At 26.8% G+C, this 13,058-nt stretch carries 9 protein-coding genes; all 9 read left to right on the forward strand.

The genetic code is table 11. The annotated features are described in order from the left end of the window. Positions 1–1,310: hypothetical protein (locus BT997_RS15130; RefSeq protein WP_258239503.1), on the forward strand; the 1,310-nt coding region annotated here is incomplete at its 5' end. Positions 1,311–1,318: 8 nt separating this feature from the next. After that, positions 1,319–2,140, forward strand: coding sequence for an FkbM family methyltransferase (locus tag BT997_RS15135; protein WP_072682767.1), 822 nt, complete (start codon positions 1,319–1,321; stop codon positions 2,138–2,140). After that, positions 2,127–3,917 (forward strand): tetratricopeptide repeat protein, encoded by a 1,791-nt coding sequence (locus BT997_RS15140; protein ID WP_072682768.1) that lies wholly within the window; start codon positions 2,127–2,129, stop codon positions 3,915–3,917. The genes BT997_RS15135 and BT997_RS15140 overlap by 14 nt, the downstream gene beginning before the upstream one ends. Before the next feature lie 14 nt (positions 3,918–3,931). After that, a complete protein-coding gene (locus BT997_RS15145; RefSeq protein ID WP_072682769.1) occupies positions 3,932–6,055 on the forward strand; it encodes a type I secretion system permease/ATPase in 2,124 nt (707 codons plus the stop codon). 10 nt (positions 6,056–6,065) lie between these two features. Next, complete coding sequence (locus BT997_RS15150) at positions 6,066–7,340, forward strand: HlyD family type I secretion periplasmic adaptor subunit (protein WP_174247259.1); 1,275 nt, start codon at positions 6,066–6,068, stop codon at positions 7,338–7,340. Between the two features lie 115 nt (positions 7,341–7,455). Then, positions 7,456–8,409 (forward strand): hypothetical protein, encoded by a 954-nt coding sequence (locus tag BT997_RS15155; protein ID WP_072682771.1) that lies wholly within the window; start codon positions 7,456–7,458, stop codon positions 8,407–8,409. A 10-nt stretch (positions 8,410–8,419) separates the two neighbouring features. After that, on the forward strand, positions 8,420–9,568 hold the full coding sequence (locus BT997_RS15160; RefSeq protein WP_072682772.1) for a hypothetical protein: 1,149 nt from the start codon (positions 8,420–8,422) through the stop codon (positions 9,566–9,568). Between the two features lie 20 nt (positions 9,569–9,588). Beyond that, the gene (locus tag BT997_RS15165; protein ID WP_072682773.1) at positions 9,589–10,356 is read left to right on the forward strand and encodes a hypothetical protein; all 768 of its coding nucleotides are present in this window, start codon (positions 9,589–9,591) and stop codon (positions 10,354–10,356) included. Next, positions 10,356–13,058, forward strand: a 2,703-nt coding sequence (locus BT997_RS15170) for a TolC family protein (RefSeq protein WP_083568796.1), incomplete at its 3' end; no start/stop codon positions are given. The genes BT997_RS15165 and BT997_RS15170, both read left to right, overlap by 1 nt.

The following is a 13,058-nucleotide window of genomic DNA, read 5'->3' on the forward strand; positions in this document are numbered from 1 at the left end:
TAGGAAATACAAGTGGGATAGTGACAGCAACCGTGTCAAGTGATACAGCTTCAAATTTAAATACAAATCTAAGTAATGCAAGTGCTTCTGATTCATTAACATTGACTATTAGTGGTGTAAGTGCTACAGCAGTTGATATAAATGCTTTAGATGGAAAAACTTCGGTTAATGTTGATGCTTCATCTTTAACAGATATTACTGGTTCATTAAGTGATTTAAATACTATATATGATTCAAATGGGATAACTGGATTAGGAGATGAAAATGTTTCAATTTCTGATACAGGAACTATTACTGCATCTAATATGAATGATTTCTTAAGTCCATTAGAAACAAGTGGAACTATTACTTTAAATGGTTCTGGTAATCTTAATATAACTCTTGGTACAGGAGAAAATTTAGACTTGAGTGGCGTTAGTAACTCTTTAAGTGGCTCATTAACTATAGTTGATTCAAGTGGTGGAAACACTATTACAGGAACATCAGTAGGAGAAACTGTTGAAACGACTGTTTCTAATCTTACTGCTTCGGACAGTATAGATGGTGCAGGTGGAAATGATACTTTATCTTTCACAAATTCTGGTTCAATTGATTCAGATGATATTGTAGATGGAATAAGTAATTTTGAGACATTAAATTTAAGTAATGGTAATGATACGATTAATTTTGATGATACTATTGACTTTAATAATTTTATTGGTGAGTTTGGAACTATTTCAGATGCAGGTGGAACAGATAGCTTATCATTTGGAAGTAGTGCAGTAAGTGGAGATTTAGATTTTAGTAAACTTGGAAATTTTGAAAACTTAAATCTTTCAAGTGTTGCAGACACTATAACACTAAGTGGTGATGAATCTACAAATATTAATGGTTTAGGTGGAGATGACAACTTCACTTTAGACTTTACAAATATTGATGATTTTACAATTGATGGTGGATCAGGGACATCTGATACAGTTGATTTAAATGGAACATCTAATTCAATTGCAGCAGATGAAGAGTTTGGACATGCCTTATCTTTTACAAATATAGAAAACTTAGATATTTCAGGTTTAAATTTAGTTACAGCAGATGGTGATACAGAATTTGAATTTACTGATGCTCTAATTAAATCTTGGACTGGTGAAACTAATGGTAACTTAACATTATCATTAACATCAACTCAAGTTGATTTAATCAAGTTTACTGATACAATTTCTGGAACAGAAAGAAACGAATATGATACTGTAACAACAACGACTAGTATAGAAGATAACACAACTTATGATTTAGGTGATTCTACATTAACAATTGATTTAATAGATGTTTAGGAAGATAAGTGAATAAAAATTTTAATAAATTAGTAGAGGCCAAAAATGGTCTTTGCCTTTACAATATAAATGATCAATATATTGGTCATTCTATAGAAAAGTATGGTGAGTTTTCAGAACTTGAAGTTGAATTATTTAAACAAATTTGTAGAGATAATGATACTGTAGTTGAAGTTGGAGCAAATATAGGAACTCATACTCAAGTGTTTTCTAAACTTGTAGGAGAAAAAGGAAAAGTATTAGCTTTTGAACCTCAAAGAATTGTTTTTCAAACTCTTAATGCAAATATTGCATTGAATTCTATGACTAATGTATTTACATATCAAAATGCTTTAGGTAGTAAAAGTAGTACTCTTTTTATCCCACCTATTAATTATGAAAAAAGTGGAAACTTCGGTGGAATAAGTATTGATAAGTTTAAAGATGGTGAGCCAATAAAACAATTAAAACTAGATAGTTTTATAGATGAAGTTAAAAACTTGAAGTTAATAAAAATTGATGTTGAAGGTATGGAAAGTGATGTTATAAAAGGCTCAAAAAAAACTATTGAAAAATTTAAACCTTTTTTATATGTAGAAAATGATAGACAAGAGAAATCAAAAGAGCTAATTGAATTAATTCAATCTTTAGATTATAAGATATATTGGCATCTACCAAGACTTTTTAATGAAGATAATTATTTTAAAAATAAAACAAATATATTTGGAAATATAGTATCGGTAAATATGCTTTGCATACATAATAATATAGATATTAAAGTTAATAAAATGATAGAAGTTACAGATTCAAATTACCATCCAATGAAGAGAGATAAAAATGACGAAAAATAGTATAAAAGAGTTATTCTCAAAAGCACATGAGTTATATAATAAAAAAGATTTTGAAAAAGCAAAAGAAGTATATGAAGAAATTTTAAGTTTTGATAGAAAAAATGTTGAAGCTTTAGTAAACTTAGGTGTTATATTAAAAGCTTTAGGCGACAGGCAAACTGCATATCAAAATTATGTAAAAGCAATAAATTTAAATCCAAAATATATATTTGCATATAATAACTTAGGAAACTTATTAAAAGATACTGGTAATTATAAAGCAGCTATTCAAGTTTATAGTGATGCAATAAAAATAGAACCAAAAAACTTTCATGCCTACAATAGTTTAGGTATGGTATATGAAAAACTAAAAGATAATAATAAAGCAATACTATCTTATAAAGAAGCAGTAAGAGTAAATCCAAATTTTGCAAAGGCAGTGAATAATATAGGTGTTATTTTATATAAACAAAAAAAATATGAAGAATCAATTGGAATATTTAAAATAGCACTTAAAATTGACCCTAAATACTATGAATTGTATAGTAATATTGGAGCTTGTTTTAATAAATTAAAAAAATATGATGAAGCAATTGATGCTTTAAATATAGCTATTGAGAAAAATCCTAAAAATGGTGGTGCCTATACAAATTTAGGTAATGTTTATAATAAACTTTATGAATATAAAAAAGCTGCAAAACTGCATGAAAAATCTATAGAGTTAGAACCAAATGGTTCAAATGCTTACAGTAATGTAGGAACTTCATATAAATATCTAGGACAAGTAAAAAAATCAATAGATTCATATAAAAAAGCCATAGAATTAGACCCAAATTTTGTAAATGCACACTTTGACTTATCTACAATGTATTTAGCAAAGGGTGATTATAAAAATGGTTGGGAAGAGTATGAGTGGAGATTTAAAAAAGAGGAGATGATTCCTCATATTATTAAAAATAAAGATATTTTCTCAAAACCTATGTTTTCAGGAACTGAAGATGTAAAAGATAAAACTATTATTCTTCACTCTGAACAAGGATTTGGAGATTCTATTCAGTTTATAAGATTTCTACCTAAATTTAAAGAAAAGTTTCCTTGTAAAATAGCAGTAAAATGTAGAGATGAATTAAAAGAACTTTTTAAATTTATTGAAGAAATTGATGTCTTAACACATAGAAATGAAGCAACACCAGAATTTGATTATCATTTACCAATCATGAGTATGCCAAAACTTTTAAATATGAAAACAAATAAAGATTTACCAAAACAAAATCCTTATCTTTTTGCTTTAAAAGATAAAGAGCTTGAAGTAAAAAAAGAAAAAGGAAAAATTAATATTGGAATTTGTTGGAGTGCCTCAATAACAGGTGAAAGCTATGATGGGAAAGTATTTGATTTGAAATATTTTGAACCAATTATAAATAGTAATAAAATAAATGTATACACTTTACAAGTTGGACCAGAAAATGAAGATATTAAAAAACTTGGATTTGAAGATAAAATAATAGATGTAACTGATAAATTAACAGATTTTTCAAAAACAGCAAGTTTGATGAAAGAGTTAGATTTAGTTATCTCTTCTGATACTTCAGTTGCACACTTAGCTGGCGCATTAGATGTTCCTGTATGGATTCCTTTACAGAAAGTACCTGATTGGAGATGGGGAAACAGAGGTGAAACAACACCTTGGTATCCTAGTGCAAAACTATTTAGACAAAAAACTTCAAGAGTCTGGGATAGCGTATTTCAGTCTATTTATGATAAACTTTTTAGTAATTTTAAAATAAAAATAAAATAGATATAGGTAAATATTTGGAAGAAATATTAAATAAAGAAAAAAATATAGAGATACAAGAACAAAAAAACAGAGAGGATTTTCCTCTTCTTTATTCTTTAAAATATGTATTAGATTTTTATTTTGGGGATATCTCTATTGAAACTATTTTAAATCTTTCTGCTGTATCAAATGAAGGGTTTACTAGCGAAATAGCTATTGATGTAGCTAATGAAGTAGGTCTTACTGCAGTTCTTAAAGATATTGATGCTTCTGATATACCAAATCACTTTTTCCCTTGTATTGTCATAGATAAAAATGATAAGCCTTTTGTCTTTATAAAAAAAGATAGAGATATATATTTATATGATCCTATATCAAATGAACAAATAAAAGAAAATCCAAGTTTTTTAAAACATTTTAAAAAAGCAATTTTAATATTTAGAGACCCAAAAAAAGAAAAGCTTTTAGATGGAACACGTTCTAAAAATTGGTTTTGGAAACCAGTTAAAACTTTTTGGCGTTCGTATGTTGAGATTGGATTTTTAACATTTTTTATCAATGTATTTGCTCTGGCCGTACCTCTTTTTACTATGAGTGTATATGATAGGGTTGTACCCAATAATGCAACAGAAACGCTATTTGTTCTTGCTTCTGGTGTAATTATTATACTTCTTTTTGATATATATTTTAAAAGTGTTAGAAATCATATTATTGAAAAAGTTGGTAAAAAACTAGGAGTATATTTAGAAGAAGAATTGATGAAAAGAATGCTTAATATAAAATCAGAATATGATAATATGCTTGTTGGTTCAAAAGCAAATCTTTTTAGAGAATTAAATCAGATAAAAGACTTTTTTGCTACAAAATCTATACTTCAAATAATAGATTTACCTTTTTTCTTCATTGCAATAATTGTTATATATATCATTTCTCCGGCAGTTGCTGCTGTTCCTTTAGCTGTTGCAATCGTAATTATAATTTTTAATGTAATAATGCAAATACCAATATCTGAATTAAGTAAAAAAAATATTGAAAATATTCAATCTAAAAATAGTTATTTAGTGGAAACAATACAAGGAAGTGAGATAATTAAACTTTCAAATGCAAGCTCAACTAAACTATTTAATTGGAGAAACCTTGTCGCAGTTACTGATAACATAGGTCATAAGATACAGTCTTTAAATGTTTTTTCAATGAATTTATCTCAAACAGTTGTACAGTTTGTAACTATGGCTGTAATTGTTGTAGGTGTATTTGAAATTGCAAATAAGAGTTTGACTGTAGGTGGATTAATTGCTGTTACAATTCTTTCTAGTCGTGCAATGGTTCCAGTTATTCAAACTTCTATGATGGTAATTAGATTTAAAGAGATAAAAGAGTCTTTAAATAATATAAATGAATTTTGGCATCTACCTTTAGAAAATGAAAAAAATGTTGAAATAGGTATTGGCAAATTAAAAGGTGAAATAGAGTTCTCGGATGTTGGATTTTTCTATAGAAATAGTAAGTATGCCTCTTTAGAAAATTGTAATCTAAAAATAAAACCTGGTGAAAAAGTAGGAATTATTGGACAAACAGGAGCTGGGAAAACTACATTTTTAAGACTTTTAACTGGTCTAGATAGCACAACTAATGGTAGTATATATTTAGATGGACATGAAATATCGACTTTACATCCAGTAGAAGTTAGACAAAATGTCGGTGTAATGCCCCAAGAACCATTTTTGTTTTCAGGTTCATTAAAAGAAAATATTGAGTTGTCAAACCCTATAAGTAAAGAAAAAATGATGGCATTGATTAAATTAACAGGGTTAGATGAACTTGTTAAAAAATCAGGACAAGGAGATGGTTTACAAGTAGGAGAAAGAGGAAACAATCTTTCTGTAGGGCAGAGACATTTAGTTGCTCTAGCACGTGCTATTTTAAATGATCCTCCAATAGTGATTTTAGATGAACCTACAACAGGTTTAGATGTTGGTTTAGAAAAAACTTTAATCACACATGTCAAACAAATATTAGAAGATAAGACATTGATAGTTATTACTCATAGATTTGCAGCATTAGAACTTGTAGATAGAGTAATTGTTTTAAACAATGGTAAAATTGTAGCTGATGGTCCAAAAGAAAAAGTTCTATTTGCACTACAACAAAAAAAGTAAAAGAAGAGAAATGAACAATAAATTATTTGAAGAAACAAAATGGAATTATTATGTCTCAGTTATTCCCATTATGTTATTTTTTATTGCATTTATCACTTGGTCTTTTTTAAGTGAAATAGATGAAGTTGTAAGAGGTTCAGGAAAAGTTGTACCTTCAGGACAGACAAAAATACTACAAAACTTTGAAGGCGGAATAATCTCTAATATAAGAGTGAAAGAGGGTGACACAGTAACAAAAGGTCAAGTTATTTATACTCTTTCAAATGAATTTTTTAAAGCTGATTTAAAATCAAAAGAGATTGATTTATTAGCTTTTAAAGCTAGTGCATTTAGATTAAAATCTTCTATTGATGAAAAAGAAGAAATATTATTTCCTGAAGAACTTATTTCAAATATTCCAGATATTATTGAAAATGAAAAACGTATTTTTAATGAAGATTTAGAAAATAGGGAAACCAAAATAAAAATTGCGAATGATCAATTAAAGCAAAAAAAATACAAATTAAAAGAAGCTCAAACTAAATTTGACAATTTAAGTCTAGAACTAAATTTGGCACAAGCAAATATGAAAATTTTAGAATCACTTTATAAGAAAAAAGTTGTATCTAAAAAAGAGTATATTAGTGAACTTTCAAAAAAACAAAGTATTGTTACAAAACTTTCTGAAACTAGAAATAGTATTCCTATAATAAAAGAAGAAATTCAAGAGGCAAGAGGAAAAATCAAAACTGTAAAATCTGATATTAGATCAAAACATTTGCAAAAATATTCAGCAATAAAAGCTGAAATAAATAAGTTAATAGAAAGAAATAAAGCAAATACAGATAGAGAACTTAGAAAAGAGGTTGTTTCTCCTGTAAATGGTGTTATAAACAAACTTTATTTCTATACTGTTGGAGGTATTGTAAAAGCTGGTGATAAAATGGCTGAAATTACTCCTCTTGAAGATTCTTTAACTATTGAAGCAAGGGTTAATACTTCTGATAGGGCATTGATATGGAGTGGTCAAGAAGTTTCTGTTGAAATTACAGCATATGATTTTTCAAAATATGGATTATTGAATGGAAAATTAATTTCAATTTCACCTGACTCTTTTGAGGATAGGAACGGAAATGTTTTTTACTTAGTAAAAGTAAAAGCAGATGCTAATCAATTTGCTCCTGATTTACCAATTCTTCCTGGAATGGTTGCAAATGTAAATATATTAACTGGAAAGAAAACAATATTACAATATATTATAAAACCTTTGAAGAATATTGGTAAAAATGCATTAATAGAACAATAAAATAAAAATAATCAAATAACTTTTCAGTTAATTAGCTAGAATTGTTATTTTTTCATTAAAATGAAAGTTAAATTTCACTATTATAAATCACTTTTAAGTTACAATCGGGGTTTTTATGTTTAGCTTCTTTAAATTTCTTCAAAATTCGTTAAAAGATTTAAAAAAGAATAAAGGGTTGTGGTTTACTATCCTTGGGGTTCTTTCAATCGCTGGTATTTTCTTATGTTTATATATTCTTACACATTTAACAGAAAATGTGTCTAAAGATGTATATCAAAATATTTCTACAAACTATGTAAAAAATTACAAAAATAGAGTATTAAAAAAAGAAGAAAATTTCAAAAAAATATTACTTACTTTAAGAACAAATAATTTTTTAATAGATAATATTGAAAAAAATGATTTAATTGCTGTCGGAAATAAAATTTCTGAATACAATGTAAATTTTAGAAAAACAGGATTTGAAACATTACAAATTAGTTTTTATCCAATACTCAATCAAGTTAATCAATATCGAAACAGTATAAACTCTGTAATATCTTCTAAAGCGAAGGCATATGGTGTTGAAGTTTTACAAGATGGTATTTTTTATGTTTATATTGAGCCAATACTTAAAGATGACATTTTAATAGGTATTTTAGAATTAAGAGAAGAAATTCAGAATTTTAAGCAAGAATATTCTCGTGATGATACAATTTTTCTTGTTTTACTTGAAGAAAGAATGTTAAATCAATTATCAATAAAAGCAAGAAATGGAAAATATAGAAAAGTTCTTGATTCTATTTATGTTGAAGAACTAAAATATGATGGACAGTTTTTTGGAAAGATTATAGAGTCAGGGAAAGAAGAGTATAAAAATCTGCTAGATATTGGATACTCTGTTGACGATACATATTTTAGGGCAGCTCATAAGTTATCCGATATAAATGGAAATATAATTGGTGTTATTGTTCTTGGTGAAACAGTAGCTGGTAGTGGTGCATTTGTTAATATTGTTGATAATATGACAAAAACAGTTACTACAGTTGCTCTTGGTTTAGTAATTTCAATATTACTGTTTATGTTTTAGAAGGTAATAGATGAGACGTATTAAAATATTAAAAATATATTTTATATTTATTCTTTTTTTAGTTTTTTTAATTTTTTCAAATATTGATTTAGTTACAGCCTTTTTTATGGCAACTTTAACTTTTAATGTTGCTATTCTTACAATGTTCTCAATTGGACTTTTAATACTTTATCAAGCGGCTATAAAACTTACAATGCTTTCTGGAACATTTGGAATTTTGGCATATAAAAAAGGTCAAGCTTTAGAGTTCTATTTGCAAGGTATTACAGGAGTATTTCCAGCAACGATTGCTCACATGTTTAATAAGCGGGCTAAAAAGGGAGTTTTATACTTTACTCAAAGTGAAGCAAAAGATGTAAGTGAATGGTTATCAGACCAATTCTTTAATCAAAAAGGATATACAAGTTTCTTCGTAGGAACATCACTTATGTTAGGTCTTTTTGGTACATTTACTGGTCTTCTAGTTGCAATTGATGAGATGGGTGCAATTATTTTATCTTTTGGTGGAGATGATATTGATATTGGAGAAGTAATGACAAACTTCTCTGGACCTCTTGGAGGTATGTCAATAGGATTTGCTTCGTCATTATTTGGAGTAGCTTCAGCTGTTATCTTAAATGTAATGCAATATATTTTAACAAGAAACCAAGCAGCTTTCTTAGATGACGTTGAAGATTGGATGAAAGGTAAGATTATTGAAAGTCAGTCTTCTGATATATTAGAAGATAGCCAAGTCGCAAACTTAGGTCTAACTACAACTTCACAAAGTGGAAGTGGTAACGCTATGAACCTTCCAAATGGTTTTATGGATGTTTTTGTTGATACAATGGGAGACTTTACTGATAAGTTAGAGAAATCTAATAAATCTTCTGAAGATATATATAATTTAATTACTGAAAATTTATCAAATACAAATAGAAGTAGTGAAAAAGAATCTGTATTGTTAGAGAGTGTTGTAAATAACCTTAGAGAGCTAAATGTAAATCAATTTTCAAATGCATCGATGATGGAGGAATCACTTCAAGAAATTTCAAATGTAATTTTAGCTGAACATCGATCAGTTAAAAAAAGTCTTGTACTACAAGAAGAGAATAATAAGTTGCTTTTAGAGTTAGTCAATACTATGAATAATAGAATTGAAAAATTAGAATCAAAATAATGAATTAGGTTTATTAATATATGTCTAAAAGATGTGAAGAAGAGTTTAACCCTTGGCCTGCATTCGTTGATATTTTTTCATCGGTTATTTTGGTTATGCTTTTATTCTTATTGGTTGTTCTAGTAAATCTAGGATACTATGCACAGTTTAAATATAAAGTTTCATATACTGGTTCTATAGCTACAGATGATTTAATTTTAAATGATAATCCAAAGTTAATTCAAATTACTGAAGAAGTGGTAAAACAAAGTGAATCTACTACTGAAGCTCCTACTCAAAAGCAACCTAAACCACCTGTTGTTTATGAGCAAATGCAACAAGAGATAGTAAGACTCAAAAAAATCATTGAAGAAAGAGTCGTTAAGGCAAAAGATAAAAAAGAGGCAGAAATTGAAGCTGGTGGTATTGATGTTGCAAATAGAAAAGATGATGATAAAAAATCAAAGCAAGCAATAATTGCAGCTGAAGAGTATTTTGTAGTTACATTTAAAGGTAATGAAATCTTTTTTGACAATGAAATTACAAAGAAGCTGAAAGATTTTATAAAAGATATAAAAACAAAATATAAAAAACATAAAGTATTTATAAATGCTGCTGATATTAAAGGTCAAGCAAGTGCTACTATTGCAAAACAGATATCTCTTGCAAGGTCAATTGGCGCTAGAAATCTAATCAGAAAACTGGGTTATGAGAAAAAAGATGTAAGAATTGATTTATTAGCTAGTACAAAAGTTAAAGAAGAAATCAATGAACAAAATGGATATTTAGTTATTAGGATCAAAAGATAGTGGAAAAAATTTTAATACGATATTTTTTAATCTTTTTATTTATTTTAACATCGTCAAATGCATTAGATGATAAAGATGGAAATTTAAATCTACAAGAGCCTAAAAAATTGAATAAAATTGAAGGAAAAATCACACCTTTAAACTCAGTTAAAAAAGAATTAGCAGAAGATATTCCTTCTTTAAAACCTAAGAAACTAGATACATATGAAGCAGATATAGATACTTCAAAATATACAAAAGTAAAATTAATAGATACAGTTTTAGAGACTTTGTCTCATAGTGATTTATTAAAATCTTCAAGAGAAAAAGTTATTCAATATGAGATAAAAGTTAAAAATGCTTTATCTAATTATTATCCTACCCTAGATTTTGAATATAATTTAGGTAGAACAAGAACTTTCCCTGGTACAGATGATACTGGTAAGTTTAAATTTTTTAATGATAAAAACTATAAATTTGTTTTAAGGCAAAATATTTATTCAGGTGGAGCAACAAATTATGATGTCAAAAGTGTTGCTAAAAAGCTTGAAGTTGCAAAAAACCAATACAGAATTACCTTAGATTCAGAAATAAAAAAATCTATCAAAGCTTATTTTGGTGTTGTTTTTGCAAATCGTTCAGTTATGGTAAATGAACGAAATATGAAAAAACTAAATAAAATTTTAGAAATAGTTACTATCAAATATGATAATGGCGCGGCATCAATTGGTGATTTAACTTCAATAAAAGCAAGTGTTGCAAATGCAATGACAAAGTTAGTAAAAGTAAAATCAAAGTTTATTGAGTCATTAAGATATTATGAGTATATAGCGGGTATAGATTTTGAAAGAACTTTACCTTATGAAATGAATTTTGATGTAAATATTAGTAGTTTTGATGATTTGTTTGAAAGATCTTTAGAAAAAAATAGAAATTTAGTTAATTATTATAAAAGTATTGAAGCTGAGAAGTTTAAACAAAAGAAATTGGAATCATCTTTCAAACCACAAGTCGATTTTGAATTATCATATAAAAAAACAATGGATGAAGAAGATTTAGAAGAAGAAACAAATGATTTAAATGGAAAGTTTAAATTGTCGTACAATATCTTTAATGGTGGACGAGATAAAAATAAAGTTTTAGAAGCTACTAGTAGTATCCGAGATTTAAAATATAGATTATCAGAAGAAAAACGAAAATTAAAATGGAATTTATCAAAAATACATACTTCTGTTGAATCTGTTCGAGAAGCATTGAAAAGTACTATTGTAGAAATTAAAGCATCAAGAAAAATGGTTAGTGCCTACTGGGATGCATTTAAACTTGGGGAACAAGATTTACAAATTTTACTTCAAGGACAAAAACAATTAAATTCTGCAGAAACTGAGTTAGTTAAATATGAAGAGAGTCATGCTACTGACTTCTTTAATATTCTAGAAATTACTGGTGACTTAGCCACATTTTTTGATGTAGATCCAGAAAATACGAAGTTTATTGATTTTTCTAAAAGTGATTATAAAAAGAATATTTTTGTAAAAGATGGTACTAAAATATCTTTAGACTCTAAGAAAGAAGAAACAGTAGAAGATAAAGAAGATATTTTAGAAAAAGAAATAGAAAAAAAAGAGATGGAAATACCTTTACCTAAGCCATCTATTGATGAAAATATTAATAACTTCTTAGAAAACTTTTTAAATTTTGATGATGAGAGTTTTATGATTGAAATATCTGATTTTGGTAATATTTATGAATCTTTTGATTTCATTAAAGCAAATAATTTTGATACGAATTCATTTTCATATGATGTTGTAGAAAAATATAATATCAAAACTAGAGTTGCTCATAATAACTTTAAAACCTTAGAAGATGCAAAAGAGTATTTAAAAATATTAGAAACAAAAGATTTAAATAAAACATATAGAATTAAAAAAGTAAAAGAGATAAAATCTTTATACAATAAATACAAAGATGGTTTAAAAGTAAAAGTTAAGAAAGTAAAACCAAAAATAAAAGTAAAAGTTGTAGAAAAAATTAGACAAGAAATAAAAAGAAAAGATTTTTTAACAAATGAAGCTTTTAAAAATAAGTTTTTAAATTCTAATGATAATTATTTCACTATTAATGTTTCTTCATTTACAAAGAATGAAAAAGTTGAAGAGTTTATAAAGTTTAATGAAATGTATGAACAATCTTTTTTCTTTAGTTATGGTGAAAATAAACAGCTTATTAAATTGGTTTATGGTATTTATCCTAGTTATGTCAGTTTAGAACAAGATTTAAATAAAATAATATTTGAAAATAATGGTATTTATCCTGTTGTAGAAAAAGTTGGCTTGGTTAAAAATTTATACAATAAAAATATAGAATTAAATGTAAAAAAAGATAAACCCATAGAATATGAATATATAAATCTTTCAAAAAAACAATTAGAAGAAAAGAAAAATATCAAGATAAAAAAAGACTTGGTTAAAAATGAAAAGAATGAAGAAGTTCTTACTTTAACAAAAAGACCTACTCTTGATGATGTTAATAAGAAAGAAAAAGAAAAAATTCAAGAAATAAAGAAAAAGCTAGAAAAAATATTACCTACTAAAAAAGATTTAGAGAAAAAGTTAGCAGAAGCAAAAAGAAAAGAAGAATTAAGATTAAAAGAAGAAGCTAGAAAAGCAAAAGAGCTTGAAGAAAAAAGAATAGCTGAAGAGAAAGCGAAATTAGCAAAAGAG

This window comes from Arcobacter sp. LA11 (assembly GCF_001895145.1).
Taxonomy (GTDB): domain Bacteria; phylum Campylobacterota; class Campylobacteria; order Campylobacterales; family Arcobacteraceae; genus Halarcobacter.